The sequence below is a fragment of the Ruegeria sp. AO1 genome, from assembly GCF_056535985.1.
Genome location: NZ_JBQFJC010000001.1, coordinates 2,112,843 through 2,126,516, shown reverse-complemented (window position 1 = coordinate 2,126,516; position 13,674 = coordinate 2,112,843). Strand labels below are relative to the sequence as shown.

Genomic DNA, 13,674 nt, shown 5'->3' with positions numbered 1-13,674 from the left:
CATGAGACTGAAACTCGTACCCCAAAGCACCTCGTTCGATTTCTTCAGCCGCTGGAAGGTCTGGCTGGGCATCTCGGCCCTGATGATGGTTGTGGCCTTCGCCTCATTCATGTTGCAGGGCCTCAACTTCGGCATCGACTTCCGGGGCGGCACGACGATCCGCACCGAAAGCACCCAGCCGATTGACGTGGGTGTCTACCGTGACGCGATTGCACCGCTGGAACTGGGCGATGTCTCGATCACCGAGATTTTCGACCCGACCTTCGGACCAGAAGACAACGTCGCGATGATCCGCATTCAGGCGCAGGCAGATGCGGAAGCTGTCGAAGCCTCGACCATCACAGCTGTTGAGGGCGCGTTGCAGGCCGTGATCCCCGATATCCAATTTGTATCGGTGGAATCGGTTGGCCCGAAAGTCTCGGGTGAGCTAATCCAGACAGCCGTGATCGCCATCGTTTTGGCCATCGGAGCGGTGCTCGTCTACATCTGGCTGCGGTTTGAATGGCAGTTCGCTCTTGGCGCGGTCGCGGCGCTTGTGCATGACGTGATCCTGACCATCGGCATTTTCTCGGAACTTCAAATCCGCTTCGATCTGGCTATCATCGCGGCGCTTCTGACCATCGTGGGTTACTCGCTGAACGACACGGTGGTTGTGTTCGACCGCGTGCGTGAGAACCTGCGGAAGTATAAGAAGAAAGACCTAAAAGAGGTCCTCAATATCTCGATCAACGAAACCCTCAGCCGGACGGTGATGACCTCGGTCACAACCCTGCTGGCGCTGATCTCGCTCTACGTGCTGGGCGGCGATGTGATCCGGGGCTTTGTCTTCGCGATGATCTGGGGTGTGATCGTGGGGACCTATTCGTCGGTCTTCGTGGCCTCGACCATCCTATTGTGGCTTGGCGTCAAGCGTGACTGGTCCAAGCCATCAAACAACGCGGGCAACCAGTTTGCCAACGTAGATGCCTGAGCTCTTCGGCCAGTCCCCACAGGGTCTGGCCGTTGTCTTATTGGCAGCCTTTCTTGGGGGCGTCGTTCGCGGCTTTTCGGGGTTTGGCACCGCTTTGGTTTTCCTGCCTATCGCGACCCCTTATCTCGGCCCGTTTGGAGCGCTGATCGGCCTGACAATCATGGACATCTTTGGCCCCCTGCCGAATCTGCGCCGGGCATGGAGTGCCGTGAACAAGGGCGATCTGACACGCCTCCTGCTCGGCTGCGCACTGGTCCTTCCGCTGGGGCTTTGGGTGTTGACGCAGGTCGCGCCCGAGGTTTTCCGCTATGCGGTCAGCGGTCTGGCCCTTGCGATGTTGGCCATTCTGATCCTCGGTCTGCGCTATCACGGTCATGTCAGCCGCATGATGGTCACAGGTATCGGCGGAGCCGCCGGGTTCCTTGGTGGCGTAGCCGGGCTCCCTGGTCCGGCCGTCATCCTGTTCTACATGTCGCGCCCACTGCCGGTGGATGTCATTCGCGCGACGATCCTGCTGTTTCTGTTCGGCTTCGACTTCCTGCTTCTCGGTTACCTGACCGGTATGGCGCAGGTCACCCTCGCCGCTGCTGGGCTGGGGCTTCTTCTGGCGCTACCTAACCTGCTGGGCAATTGGCTTGGCGGGTGGCTTTTCCGACCAGACCGAGAACGCCTCTACCGCGCGGCCGCCTATATGGTGATTGCCCTGGCGGCCTTGTCCGGCCTGCCGCTTTGGGGGTAAACACAACGCATGCGATTGAATGAGATCAACTACACCAACGCCGAACCCGTTGACGGGTACGGCCCCGGCTTTTTCCGGATCGGAGGGCGCGTTCATCAAGGCGCCGCGCTGATCGGCCCGACGGGAACGCAGGCGTGGGGCGGATACTCAGACGACGAGCCACTGCGCGAACTGTCCGAGGTCGTCGATGTCCTGTTCATAGGAACCGGAGCAGAGCTTGCCCACATCCCACCCGAGCTGCGCCAAACTCTCGAATCTGCGGGGATCGGAGTCGAGATCATGAACTCCCCCGCCGCCTGCCGTACCTACAACGTCCTGCTATCCGAAGGTCGCCGCATTGCGCTCGCTCTGATCCCCGTCTGACGGGATCCCCTTCATCTGGCCCAAAATATCTCGGGGAGCGCGAGGGGCTGGCCCCTCGCATCCGAACCCATCCAAGCGCACTGCCCTAGCTCCCTGCGTCAAATCCAACCTTTTGCCTGCGTCCCCAATCGGATAAGCGAGTCTCATGACTCTAACCGTTTTCGATCTGACCATCACCCGTGGTGGCGTGCCCGTGCTCGAGGGGGTGAGCTTCAAACTCACCCCCGGTCAGGCGCTCATTTTGCGCGGGCCGAACGGAATAGGAAAAACAACGCTGCTCCGCACTCTGGCAGGGCTACAGCCTGCTTTGGCGGGAAAGATCGAAGGTGCCGAGGACCAGATCGCCTACGCCTCGCATTCCGATGGTTTGAAGCCAACCCTGACGGTTGTCGAAAATCTTGCCTTCTGGGCGTCCGTCTTTGGGACCCATGACATCCAGCCAGCACTAGACGCCTTTGCGCTGAATGACCTGTCCGACCGCCATGCGGGCAACTTGTCGGCCGGGCAAAAGCGCAGGCTGGGCCTTGCACGGATGCTGGTTACGGGGCGGCCGATCTGGATGCTGGACGAACCAACCGTCTCACTCGACAAAAACGCCGTTCAGATGTTCGCTGACGCTGTGCGCGGGCATCTGGGGCAGGGCGGCTCGGCCCTGATTGCAACCCATATCGACCTCGGCCTCGACGGAGAGGTTCTGGACGTCGGCCCCTACAAAGCCAAACCGCAACCCATCGATGACTTCGACGGAGGCTTCCTGTGATCGCCCTATTGTTGCGCGACCTGAAGCTGGCCTTTCGCGCAGGCGGAGGCTTTGGTCTCGGCCTGGCCTTCTTCCTGATCGTAACGGTTCTGGTGCCTTTTGCTGTCGGTCCACAATCGTCGCTGCTCTCGACCATCGCGCCGGGAATTCTGTGGCTGGGCGCGTTGCTGGCCTGCCTGTTATCTCTCGACCGTCTTCTGGCCCTGGATTGGGAGGACGGATCGCTGGACCTTCTGGCTACCGCGCCTCTCCCGCTAGAGGCCGTCGTCTCGATCAAAGCGCTGGCGCATTGGATCACGACCGGTTTGCCTCTGGTTCTGGCGGCACCGTTTCTGGGCGTCTTGCTGAACCTTCCCACGCCGGGCTTCTTCTGGCTGGTGATCTCGCTCCTGCTCGGCACCCCCGCCATGAGCGTCATCGGCACCTTCGGCGCCGCTCTGACCGTCGGGCTGAAGCGCGGTGGCCTGCTGTTGTCATTGCTGGTTCTACCGCTCTACGTCCCAACCTTGATCTTCGGCGCAGAAGTCGCCCGCCGGGGTGCCGTCGGGATGGAGACCCAAACGCCACTTTTGATGCTGGCGGGGATCACGATGGCCACGATAGCTCTGCTTCCATTCGCCAGCGCAGCGGTCCTGCGCATCAATCTGCGGTGAAGCGCCACAACTTTGAGCAAGGTCAATTGAGAATGAACCCGAGTCAGACTAAATAACGGCCATGTCTATCGCAGCCAAAGCCAACGCCCTCTGGGAATATGCCAACCCGCGCAAGTTTCTTGCCACCAGCGAGCGTATCTTGCCCTTTTTCTGGATCACCTCGGCGGTTTGCATCGTGGTCGGGCTGATCTGGGGCTTCTTCTTCACGCCGGATGACTTCCGACAGGGATCGACAGTCAAGATCATCTACCTGCACGTCCCATCGGCCCTGATGGCGATCAATTGCTGGCTGATGATGCTGGTGACCTCGCTGGTCTGGCTGGTCCGCCGCCATCACGTCAGCGCTCTGGCCGCGCGCGCCGCCGCACCTGTGGGCATCGTGATGACCCTGATCGCACTGGCGACCGGAGCGATTTGGGGCCAACCGATGTGGGGCACCTGGTGGGCCTGGGATCCACGCCTGACTTCGTTCCTGATCTTGTTCCTATTTTATCTCGGTTACGTCGCCTTGTGGGAGGCGATCGAGGACCCGGACACCGCCGCCGACTTGACCTCGGTCCTGTGTCTTGTGGGGTCGGTCTTCGCGATACTCAGCCGTTATGCGGTGAATTTCTGGAATCAGGGGCTGCACCAGGGTGCCTCGGTCATGCGGGCGGGAGCGGTCACGGGAACGGACACCGAAGAGAAAGTCAGCAACGTGTTCTTCTATCCATTGCTGACCTGCATCATTGGCTTCGTTCTGCTGTTCATAGCATTGGTTCTGTATCGCACCGGCACCGAAATCCGCGCGCGTCGGGTCAAAGCGCTGCTGGCTCGTGAAAGGGTGGGCGCATGATGCCTGATCTTGGAAAATACGCAGACGCTGTCTTGTCGTCCTACGCTGCTTCGATCCTTCTGCTCGTTGCGCTGGTCGTCTTCAGCGTGATCCGGGGACGCAAAGTGCGGGCCGAAATGGAGAAAATCGAACAAAGGATGTCGCGCAATGGCTAAGATTTCGCCTTTGATGATCGCGCCGCCGCTGATCTTCGGTGCTTTTGCCGTTCTGGCCGGTATCGGCATGTTCCGAGACGACCCCAACGCCCTGCCATCCGCCCGCGAAGGGCAACCCGCCCCTCCGGTCGTCCTGACTGAGTTTCCGGGCAAAACGCCTTTCGACGACGCGACCCTGCGGGACGGGCAGGTCAAGCTGGTCAACTACTGGGCCAGCTGGTGTGCCCCCTGTCGGGCAGAGCATCCAAACCTTGAGGCGCTGTCGAACGAAGGCATCCCGGTCTACGGCGTCAACTACAAAGACAAGTTGGACAATGCGCAAAGCTTTCTGACTGAATTGGGCGATCCCTATACCGGCATCGGTCGCGACGAGCAGGGCCGCATGGCTTTGGATTGGGGGCTTTACGGCGTTCCCGAAACCTATGTGATCGACGGGGAAGGCACCGTGATCCTGCGTTTCGCCGGTCCGATCACCCAACGTGTGATCGAAAGCACGATCCGCCCGGCGCTTGAAAAAGCGGCTGGCGGTTAGAGCCTGTAGCCACCGGTCACAGCCAAGGTCTCACCCGTGATGAATGCGGCGTCGTCTGACGCCAAGAACCGTACGGCCTTCGCGATATCTTCGGGCCGCCCAATCCGCCCTACGGCTGTGTTCTCGACGAACAAGGCGGTCAAGTCTTCGGGGCGCGGGTCTTCAGGGATGTTAATCGCCCCCGGTGCCACAGCATTGACCCGAATACCCTGAGGCCCAAGTTCCTTTGCCATCCCGCGTGTCCAAAGGTTCAGGGCTGCCTTGCTTGCCCCGTAAATCACCGCGCCTTTCGGTGGCAAAACGGCGTTCATCGAGGAAATACTGACAATCGCCGCCCCCGGTTTCAAATGGGGCATGGCAGCCGCCAGCAAAGCAGAAGGGACCAGCAGGTTCAAATCCAAAATTGCGCGATGATCTTCCAGTTCAAAAACCTCTTTCGGAGTAGACCTGACCAAACCCGCATTGTTCACGATCACGTCCAGCCGCCCGAAACGTTCGACAACGTCGCGTATCACTGCTTCAGGCTGTCCGTCCTGCGTCAGATCGGACCGTATCGGCTGCAAACCTTCCCCTTCCAACGCAGGATCTGGCTCGCTTGACAGCCATGTGAAAGCAACACGATGATCGCGCCGCAGATCCTCAACAATCGCGCGCCCAATCCCCCGCGCGCCGCCGGTTACCAAAACCACTTTCTCCAAACCAACCTCCCGCGCACCGCTGATCGTCCACTTAGGACACAATCAACTTCTTCTGTTCAAAAATACCTCGGAGCGCGAGGCAGAGCCTCGCATAAAAAAGGACGCCAATCGGCGTCCCTTTCAGTCCCTTGATAAGCACCGCGTCAACCCGCCTTCGCGAGATTGCGCAGCACATAGTGCAGAACACCGCCGTTCTCGATGTATTCGATCTCAGGGGCTGTATCTATGCGGCATTTCAGGGTGATGGTCTTCTCGGTCCCGTCGCCATAGGTGATGGTGCAGGGCACCTCCTGCAGCGGCTCAATCGTGTCCAGACCGTGGATCGAGACCGTCTCATCCCCTTTCAAACCAAGCGTTTTGCGCGTGTCTCCGCCGGAGAACTCAAACGGAATCACGCCCATGCCCACGAGGTTCGAGCGGTGGATGCGCTCAAAACTCTCTGCAATCACGGCTTTGATGCCCAGCAGAGCAGTCCCCTTCGCGGCCCAGTCACGGGAAGAGCCCGCGCCATATTGCTCGCCTCCGAAAACGACCAGAGGGGTGCCATTCGCCTGATACGCCATCGACGCGTCGTAGATCGAGGTCTGCGCGCCATCCGGCCCCTTGGTGTAACCGCCTTCGACCCCGTCCAGCATCTCGTTCTTGATGCGGATATTGGCGAAGGTGCCGCGCATCATGACCTCATGGTTGCCCCGGCGCGAGCCGTAGGAGTTGAACTCACGCGGCTGCACCTGACGTTCCATCAGGTACTGACCGGCGGGCGAGGTCGTGGCAAACGATCCGGCGGGTGAGATATGGTCGGTCGTGACCATATCGCCCAGGATCGCCAGTACCTTGGCCCCTTCGATATTAGAGATCGTGCCCGGCTCGGCCCCCATGCCCTGAAAATAGGGCGGGTTCTGGATATAGGTCGAGGTCGGCGGCCAGTCATAGGTTTCCTGCTGCGGAACCTCGACCTCACGCCATTTCTCATCCCCTTTGAAAACGTCGGCATATTTCGACTGGAACGCCTCGCGGGTTACGGTTGCTTCGACCAACTCCGCGATTTCGCTCTGGCTGGGCCAGATGTCCTTCATAAAGACGTCATTGTCGTCCCGGTCCTGACCAATGGGTTCAGAGGTCAGGTCGATATCCATGGTGCCCGCCAAGGCATAAACGACCACCAGCGGTGGCGAGGCCAGATAGTTGGCGCGCACATCCGGCGATATCCGACCTTCGAAGTTGCGGTTACCGGACAGAACCGAGGTGGCGACCAGATCGCCTTCGGAAATCGCCTCGCTGATTTCTCGCTGGATCGGACCCGAGTTGCCGATACAGGTGGTGCAGCCATAGCCCACAAGGTTGAACCCGATCTTGTCCAGATCGTCTTGCAGACCCGCGGCCTCAAGATAGGCGGAAACCACCTGCGATCCCGGTGCGAGCGAGGTCTTGACCCATGGCTTGCGGTCCAGACCCAGCGCGGCGGCTTTGCGGGCAACCAGACCCGCTCCGATCATCACATAGGGGTTCGAGGTGTTGGTGCAGGAGGTGATCGAGGCGATCACGACCTTGCCCGATTCCATACCGTAGTTCTCGCCTTTGACTTCGACCTGCTTGCCCATCGGGCGTTTGAAGGTTTTCTCCATCTCGTTCAGGAACGCGGCCTTCGCTTCCGTCAGCGCCACATAGTCCTGCGGACGTTTCGGCCCCGAGATGGCAGGAACGATGGTGCCCATATCCAGTAACAGGGTGTCGGTATAGATCGGCGCGTAGTTTTCATCACGCCACAGCCCGTTTTCCTTTGCGTAGGCTTCGACCAGCGCAAGACGGTCTTCGTCGCGCCCGGTATTGCGCATGTAGCGCAGGGTTTCGCCGTCGATCGGGAAGAAGCCGCAGGTTGCGCCATATTCGGGGGCCATGTTGGCGATCGTGGCACGGTCGGCCAAAGGAAGACGATCCAAACCTTCGCCGTAGAATTCGACGAATTTACCAACCACGCCCTTTTCACGCAGCATCTCGACGACTTTAAGCACCAGATCAGTGCCGGTAGTGCCCTCGACCATCGCTCCGGTCAGTTCAAAGCCTACAACCTCGGGGATCAACATCGAGATCGGCTGGCCGAGCATAGCTGCCTCTGCCTCAATCCCGCCGACGCCCCATCCCAGAACGGCCATGCCGTTGACCATGGTGGTGTGGCTGTCTGTACCGACAAGGGTGTCGGGATAGGCGACCTCTTCGCCGTTCTGATCAGTATCCGTCCAAACGGTTTGGGCCAAATATTCTAGGTTCACCTGATGGCAGATGCCGGTGCCAGGCGGTACGACGCGGAAATTGTTGAACGCGTTCTGACCCCATTTCAGGAACTGGTAGCGCTCCATATTGCGCTCGTATTCGCGGTCCACATTCACCTGGAACGCACGCGGGTTGCCGAACTCGTCAATCATGACCGAGTGGTCGATGACCAGATCCACCGGGTTTAGCGGATTGATTTTTTGCGCATCTCCGCCCAAAGCTTTGATCCCATCGCGCATGGCCGCCAGATCGACCACGGCAGGCACACCGGTGAAATCCTGCATCAGCACGCGGGCAGGGCGATAGGCGATCTCGCGCGGGTTTTTGCCTCCGTTCTCACCCCATTCCGCAAATGCTTTGATGTCGTCGACCGAGACGGAGAACCCGTCATCCTCGAAGCGCAGCATGTTTTCCAGCACCACTTTAAGCGCGGCGGGCAGCTTGGAGAAATCACCCAGGCCGGCCTTTTGAGCGGCGGGGATGGAATAGTAGGAAATGGTTTTGCCATTCACGCTCAGGCTGCGGCGTGTTTTGGCGGTATCCTGTCCGGTTTTGATAGGCATCCTGTGGCCTCCCTCTCAAATAACTTGGAAAATGGGATTCGTTGCGGTTTATCTTGATCACGTTTGTCCGGGGTTCAAGCGTCAGTTACTGACAAGATGAAAGTGTATACTGTGGTATGCAAAATCAAGAGCAAGGGACTGCCTCGTCTCAAGAAACCTTGATTGGAGCTTGAAGAGCAAAACGTTTATCCGTTTTGCATGATTTTCAAGCCGAGGGGACTCATGTTCAAATCCGCCCTAGCAGCCGCCATTCTATCCGCCTGTGCCGCCTTTTCAGTATCGGCGCAAGAGGATCCGGTTGTGATCGAGTTGTTTACCTCGCAAGGGTGTTCATCCTGCCCCCCGGCGGATCGGCTTTTGCACGAGCTGATCAAGCGCGACGACGTGATCGGGCTGGCGCTGCATGTGGACTATTGGGATTACATCGGCTGGAAGGACGAATACGCCATTCCTGATCATACGACGCGGCAGCGGGCCTATGCCCGCAATGGTGGCCGGTCGATGATCTACACGCCGCATATGGTGATCAATGGGCGGCATGACGTGGTTGGCGCGCAAGTGCAGGAGTTGGATCGGCTGATCAAGGCGCATCTGATCGCCGCGCCCACTGCTGAAGTGCAGGCTGAGCGTTCGGGGCAAGAGGTGACGGTGCGCGTGACGCCGATCGATTTGCCTGGTGGAGAGACCTATGACGTGCGGATCGTCCAGTACACGCCGCTGCGTCACGCCTCGATCCGGCGTGGAGAGCTCGCGGGCCATGAGCTCGACTATGCCAATGTGGTGGAAAGCTGGCAGATGGCCGGGCGCTGGGATGGGGCTAACGAGCAGGCGTTTTCAGCGCAGTTGGATTCTGACCTGCCAGCGGTTGTTCTGGTGCAGCGGGCAGGTCACGGTCCAATCATCGCGGCCGCGCATGCGAAGTGATCAGGGCATATCTTCGGGCTGAACACCCAGCCCGTTCCACGCCTTCCAGCGGCGGTGAATCCAGAACCATTGACCCATATGCTGGCGCACCATCTGCTCCAGATCATCGTTGATATATTGCGTCATGGTCTTGGGGTCGGAATGCGGCACCGGGTCGTGCATCACGATTTCGAAATCCAGACCATTGGCTTGGCGCACCGCGTAGCAGGGGATCATGACCGCGTTGAATTTCATCGCAAGTTCGGCGTTCAGAACGGATGTGACGGCGGGCTTACCAAAGAACATCAACTCCTCGCCGCCGTGAACATGCAAGTCAGAGACGATGGCGATCATCTCACCCCCTTTGAGGGAGCGCACCATCTCAACCATTCCGCGCCGACCCTGTTCGAACATGGGCGAGCCGGTTTTGTAGAAGGCTTCGACATAGGCCTCATTGAAATAGGGGTTGGCCATACGACGATAGAGGCAGCCCAGAGGGCGCCCGCTGCGGGCTTGCAGCGCGATCCGCGTTGCGAGGTAGTGGCCGAAATGCGCGGCGATGATCATGACCGGTCGCCCCTCGGCGGCAGCGGCATCAAAAGCAGCGACACCGGGGCCGGACAGCTTTGCGTTGCGTTGGCGCGCTGTGAACCCTTCGGGCGAGAAGTGCTCCATCATGGCCCGACCTGCGTTGTCCGAGACCTCAGCCGAAATACGGTTAATGTCACGCTCTGACAGCTCGGGGCAGGTGAGTTTCAGGTTGTCTCGGACCCGTTTGCGAAACCCAACCAACGGGGCCAATCCGCGCACCAAGGTCCCCATTGCCCCGATGCGGGTTCCATAGGGCAGCAACCGCATGCCACCGATCACGCCTTTCAGGAACAGACTGGCGACATAGTATTTCCCAAGCTCAAACCGGCTGAGCTCTGACTTTTCGACAGGCATGGAGGTGTCTCACGGCGTGTTGCGTTTGCTGGGCCAGACATACAGGCCCGGCCCGGCAAGCTCAAGCACTCAGCCGGTTGAGGTCAGTCTTCGTCTTCTTCCGGCTCGACCAATGTCAGCGTGCCATCGTCTACCAAGGTGCGAATTGCGCCTACGATTTCGGTCATGGCCTCTTCGGCCTCGGACTGTTTGACGCGCCCGCGTTCAGCCATTTCTTCGCGCAGATTGTCGGCCATACGGGCGGAGATGTTGGATAGGATGAACTCAACCGAGGCTTTGTCATCGTCAGCGGCGGCCCCAGCCAGTGCAGTGACAAGGCTGGCTTGTTCAACCCCGCGCAGAATAGCGGGCACATCGCGTGTGGCGATACGGGCCGGGATGTGCGCGAAGGTGAAAATGGATTGACGCACAATGTCTGCGAATTCGGCGTCCTCTTCGTTCAGGGCCGTCAGCAACCCGTCGCGGGTTGAGGCTGCCGATTGATTCAGGATCGCCCCCACGCGCGCACCGGGGCCATCGGAAAACGCCTGCGACGGGCGTTGATCCAGTTGAGCAGCCAGCGACCAGCCGATCCGTTCCACCGCTTCGGGGGTCACATTGGCCGTTTTGGAGATCGCATAGGTGATGCGTCGCGCAATGGGGCCGGGCAGGTGCCCCAGCAATTGCGCGGCTTTGGCCGTGTCGAGCTTGGACAGCATCACGGCGGCCACCTCGGTGCTTTCTGCCTGCGCCTTCTGGGCCAGATCTTCGGCCGAAATCTCTCTCAGTCGCTGCCATGGATCGCCGATCTGACGCACGCCTGCGATTTTTCGCAATCGCGCTGCCGTGGCCGGGGCAATCTTGCCGTTCACCGCATCCAGCGCCCCAGCGAGGCCATGAGGGAAGGACAGGCCCACGCTATCCAGCGCGTCGCCAAATTCCTGCGCCACGGCATCCAGCGTCACACGGTTCACAAGACCCATCTGACCCAGTTGATGCGTGAGTGTTTCCTGCAATGCGTCGGGCAGTTCCTCTAGCGGGATATCCGCCCCTTCATTCAGCAACAGACGCACCACGATAGCGGCCTTTTGACGATTGCTGAGTGTGCGTGGGACGACGCGGGGCGCGTCGTCCGCCTGACCTGCGCCCGAGGGCTGCGCCCCCGAGGCCACCTGAACCAAAGTATTCATGTCCTGCATCTGCCTGCGGTGCCAAAGTTCTGTTCCACAGGCAGGTTAGCGGGAATCAGGTAAAGAAAGGTTGAACCTCAGTAGTTATAGGTCAGCCCGGTCTTGATGGCTTCGCGCAGAGACGCCTCGGCCCAGGTGCCTTCGCCTCCACGCGCCTTGATCTCGCGCCATTGGGCGATGGCCAGATCAGTTTTCCCTTCGGAAACAAAGCCCTGAGCCATATAGCTGCGCGCCAGAAGGTTATCGGGGTTTGTGGCGATAGCCTGCTTGTAATAGGCATTCGCAAGCTCAATGTTGCCCATCTTGCGGTGCGTGAAGCCCCAGTAGGTCAACACGCGGTCATCATTTTGATCGCTCATGACGCGCAGGATGTTCTGGGCGTTTTCCAACTGACCATCATAGGCCAGCTCACGAACGGCTTCATAGAGGTCCTCATCGGTGAAATTCGTCGCGCTCGGTTTGACGCAGCGCCCGCGGTCTTCGCTCCAGACTCGGCCGAACAGGCATTTCTTGGTCGTGTTAGTGGGCTTGGGCGGATTGGCACCGCCGCCACCGGCTGCGTGGGCTGCTATGGGGGAAAAGGCGAAAGAGGTCAGTGCAATCGCGGATGCAAGAAGAATGCGCATAGTTTTAACTCCGTGGTCAGGTCTGCTCATTGAAATCATAGTGTGATCTTCAAAAAAGCTAACACCGGAGCTTTTCGATTTATTCACAAAGCAGACAGAATTTTTGTTCACGAAGTGCGTGATGATGCGAAAAGCGCCCGGTCGATGAGGGGCCGAGCGCTTTTCTGGGATGGTTTATTCGCCGAAGACACGCTCGAAAATCGTGTCGACATGCTTGGTGTGGTAGCCCAGATCGAACTTCTCCTCGATCTCTTCCACGCTGAGGGCAGCGGTCACCTCGGCATCGCCCAGAAGCTCGGTTTTGAAGTCCTTGCCTTCTTCCCAAACCTTCATCGCGTTGCGCTGCACCAAACGGTAGGCATCTTCGCGGCTGACACCGGCTTGGGTCAGGGCCAGCAGCACGCGCTGGCTCATGACCAAACCACGGAACTTGTTCATGTTGGCCAGCATGTTTTCCGGGTAAACGACCAGCTTGTCGACCACGCTGGTCAGGCGCGACAGCGCGAAGTCCAGAGTGACGGTGGTGTCGGGGCCGATGTTCCGCTCGACCGACGAGTGCGAGATGTCACGCTCATGCCACAAGGCCACGTTCTCCATCGCGGGCACGACGGCCATGCGGACAAGACGGGCCAGACCGGTCAGGTTCTCAGTCAGGACCGGGTTGCGCTTGTGCGGCATCGCCGAGGAGCCCTTTTGGCCTTTCGAGAAGAACTCTTCGGCCTCAAGAACCTCGGTCCGCTGCATGTGGCGGATTTCGATGGCGATGTTCTCGATGCTGCTGGCAATGACGCCCAGCGTGGCAAAGAAGGCCGCGTGGCGATCGCGCGGGATGACTTGAGTGCTGATCGGCTCGGGCACTAGACCCAACTGGTCGCAGACATGCTCTTCGACGCGCGGGTCGATGTTGGCAAAGGTCCCAACCGCGCCGCTGATCGCGCCGGTGGCGATTTCGGCGCGTGCGTCGCGCATACGAGACAAATTGCGATCCATCTCGGCGTAGAAGCGGGCAAAGGTCAGGCCCATCGTTGTCGGCTCGGCGTGGATGCCGTGGCTGCGGCCGATGCGAACCGTGTCTTTGTGTTCGATGGCGCGGCGTTTCAGGGCTGCCAGCAGGCCTTCGAGGTCTGCGATCAGAATATCGGCGGCGCGGGTAAGCTGTACATTGAAGCAGGTGTCCAGAACGTCTGAGCTAGTCATGCCCTGATGTACAAAGCGGGCCTCTTCGCTGCCTACATGCTCGGCCAGGTGAGTCAGGAACGCGATAACGTCGTGCTTGGTGACGGCCTCAATCTCGTCAATGCGGGCCACGTCGAATTCCACGTCCTTGGCTTTCCACACCGCGTCGGCGTTCTCACGCGGGATCACGCCCAGATCGGCCATCGCTTCGCAGGCATGCGCCTCGATCTCGTACCAGATGCGGAACTTGGTTTCGGGTGACCAGATGGCAACCATCTCGGGGCGGGAATAACGAGGAATCATTGGCAGCAGGACC

At 59.6% G+C, this 13,674-nt stretch carries 15 protein-coding genes; 9 read left to right on the top strand and 6 right to left on the bottom strand.

Annotated elements, in window-relative coordinates:
- The first annotated feature begins 1 nt into the window (after position 1).
- The 8 genes from secF (at position 2) to ACR3FB_RS10495 (ending at position 5,007) form a co-directional block, all read left to right on the top strand.
- Entirely contained in the window at positions 2-970 is a 969-nt protein-coding gene (secF, locus tag ACR3FB_RS10530) for a protein translocase subunit SecF (RefSeq protein ID WP_480563993.1), read from the top strand.
- Complete coding sequence (locus ACR3FB_RS10525; protein WP_480563995.1) at positions 963-1,709, top strand: TSUP family transporter; 747 nt, start codon at positions 963-965, stop codon at positions 1,707-1,709. Before secF ends, ACR3FB_RS10525 begins: the two co-directional genes overlap by 8 nt.
- A 9-nt stretch (positions 1,710-1,718) precedes the next feature.
- Positions 1,719-2,072: an Mth938-like domain-containing protein gene (locus ACR3FB_RS10520; RefSeq protein WP_170552987.1), complete on the top strand. Its 354-nt coding sequence runs from the start codon at positions 1,719-1,721 to the stop codon at positions 2,070-2,072.
- A 145-nt stretch (positions 2,073-2,217) separates the two neighbouring features.
- Positions 2,218-2,832: a heme ABC exporter ATP-binding protein CcmA gene (gene ccmA / locus ACR3FB_RS10515; protein ID WP_170640834.1), complete on the top strand. Its 615-nt coding sequence runs from the start codon at positions 2,218-2,220 to the stop codon at positions 2,830-2,832.
- Positions 2,829-3,485, top strand: coding sequence for a heme exporter protein CcmB (ccmB, locus tag ACR3FB_RS10510; protein ID WP_170676494.1), 657 nt, complete (start codon positions 2,829-2,831; stop codon positions 3,483-3,485). Before ccmA ends, ccmB begins: the two co-directional genes overlap by 4 nt.
- A 61-nt stretch (positions 3,486-3,546) precedes the next feature.
- Positions 3,547-4,320: a heme ABC transporter permease gene (locus ACR3FB_RS10505; protein WP_425083039.1), complete on the top strand. Its 774-nt coding sequence runs from the start codon at positions 3,547-3,549 to the stop codon at positions 4,318-4,320.
- Complete coding sequence (gene ccmD, locus ACR3FB_RS10500) at positions 4,317-4,475, top strand: heme exporter protein CcmD (RefSeq protein WP_170374069.1); 159 nt, start codon at positions 4,317-4,319, stop codon at positions 4,473-4,475. The genes ACR3FB_RS10505 and ccmD overlap by 4 nt, the downstream gene beginning before the upstream one ends.
- Positions 4,468-5,007, top strand: coding sequence for a DsbE family thiol:disulfide interchange protein (locus tag ACR3FB_RS10495; RefSeq protein ID WP_170466049.1), 540 nt, complete (start codon positions 4,468-4,470; stop codon positions 5,005-5,007). The genes ccmD and ACR3FB_RS10495 overlap by 8 nt, the downstream gene beginning before the upstream one ends.
- On the opposite strand, the gene ACR3FB_RS10490 is transcribed toward ACR3FB_RS10495, so the two are convergent.
- Positions 5,004-5,705 carry an SDR family NAD(P)-dependent oxidoreductase gene (locus tag ACR3FB_RS10490; RefSeq protein ID WP_480563997.1) on the bottom strand — a complete coding sequence of 234 codons (702 nt, stop codon included), beginning with the start codon at positions 5,703-5,705 and terminating at the stop codon, positions 5,004-5,006. The two genes, ACR3FB_RS10495 and ACR3FB_RS10490, sit on opposite strands and share 4 nt — an antisense overlap.
- Positions 5,706-5,848: 143 nt before the next feature.
- Positions 5,849-8,539: an aconitate hydratase AcnA gene (gene acnA / locus ACR3FB_RS10485; protein WP_480563999.1), complete on the bottom strand. Its 2,691-nt coding sequence runs from the start codon at positions 8,537-8,539 to the stop codon at positions 5,849-5,851.
- 222 nt (positions 8,540-8,761) lie between these two features.
- Here acnA and ACR3FB_RS10480 point away from each other — a divergent pair, with 222 nt between their 5' ends.
- Entirely contained in the window at positions 8,762-9,463 is a 702-nt protein-coding gene (locus ACR3FB_RS10480; protein WP_480564001.1) for a DUF1223 domain-containing protein, read from the top strand.
- Here the strand turns inward: ACR3FB_RS10480 and ACR3FB_RS10475 are convergent, their stop codons facing one another.
- The 4 genes from ACR3FB_RS10475 to purB all read right to left on the bottom strand — a co-directional run bounded on the left by ACR3FB_RS10475 (position 9,464) and on the right by purB (position 13,661).
- Complete coding sequence (locus tag ACR3FB_RS10475; RefSeq protein WP_480564003.1) at positions 9,464-10,387, bottom strand: lysophospholipid acyltransferase family protein; 924 nt, start codon at positions 10,385-10,387, stop codon at positions 9,464-9,466.
- A gap of 83 nt (positions 10,388-10,470) precedes the next feature.
- Positions 10,471-11,556, bottom strand: coding sequence for a flagellar motor switch protein FliG (locus ACR3FB_RS10470; RefSeq protein WP_480564005.1), 1,086 nt, complete (start codon positions 11,554-11,556; stop codon positions 10,471-10,473).
- 77 nt (positions 11,557-11,633) lie between these two features.
- Positions 11,634-12,182 carry a tetratricopeptide repeat protein gene (locus ACR3FB_RS10465; RefSeq protein WP_425083033.1) on the bottom strand — a complete coding sequence of 183 codons (549 nt, stop codon included), beginning with the start codon at positions 12,180-12,182 and terminating at the stop codon, positions 11,634-11,636.
- A gap of 174 nt (positions 12,183-12,356) precedes the next feature.
- A complete protein-coding gene (gene purB / locus ACR3FB_RS10460; protein ID WP_170458892.1) occupies positions 12,357-13,661 on the bottom strand; it encodes an adenylosuccinate lyase in 1,305 nt (434 codons plus the stop codon).
- Positions 13,662-13,674: the final 13 nt, after the last annotated feature.

Coding starts and splice junctions, on each gene's coding strand:
- ACR3FB_RS10475 (WP_480564003.1), bottom strand. CDS start 10,387: ATGCCTGTCGAAAAGTCAGAGCTCAGCCGGTTTGAGCTTGGGAAATAC.
- ACR3FB_RS10525 (WP_480563995.1), top strand. CDS start 963: ATGCCTGAGCTCTTCGGCCAGTCCCCACAGGGTCTGGCCGTTGTCTTA.
- ACR3FB_RS10495 (WP_170466049.1), top strand. CDS start 4,468: ATGGCTAAGATTTCGCCTTTGATGATCGCGCCGCCGCTGATCTTCGGT.
- ACR3FB_RS10465 (WP_425083033.1), bottom strand. CDS start 12,182: ATGCGCATTCTTCTTGCATCCGCGATTGCACTGACCTCTTTCGCCTTT.
- ACR3FB_RS10520 (WP_170552987.1), top strand. CDS start 1,719: ATGCGATTGAATGAGATCAACTACACCAACGCCGAACCCGTTGACGGG.
- purB (WP_170458892.1), bottom strand. CDS start 13,661: ATGATTCCTCGTTATTCCCGCCCCGAGATGGTTGCCATCTGGTCACCC.
- ccmA (WP_170640834.1), top strand. CDS start 2,218: ATGACTCTAACCGTTTTCGATCTGACCATCACCCGTGGTGGCGTGCCC.
- acnA (WP_480563999.1), bottom strand. CDS start 8,539: ATGCCTATCAAAACCGGACAGGATACCGCCAAAACACGCCGCAGCCTG.
- ACR3FB_RS10505 (WP_425083039.1), top strand. CDS start 3,547: ATGTCTATCGCAGCCAAAGCCAACGCCCTCTGGGAATATGCCAACCCG.
- ACR3FB_RS10480 (WP_480564001.1), top strand. CDS start 8,762: ATGTTCAAATCCGCCCTAGCAGCCGCCATTCTATCCGCCTGTGCCGCC.
- ccmD (WP_170374069.1), top strand. CDS start 4,317: ATGATGCCTGATCTTGGAAAATACGCAGACGCTGTCTTGTCGTCCTAC.
- ACR3FB_RS10470 (WP_480564005.1), bottom strand. CDS start 11,556: ATGAATACTTTGGTTCAGGTGGCCTCGGGGGCGCAGCCCTCGGGCGCA.
- secF (WP_480563993.1), top strand. CDS start 2: ATGAGACTGAAACTCGTACCCCAAAGCACCTCGTTCGATTTCTTCAGC.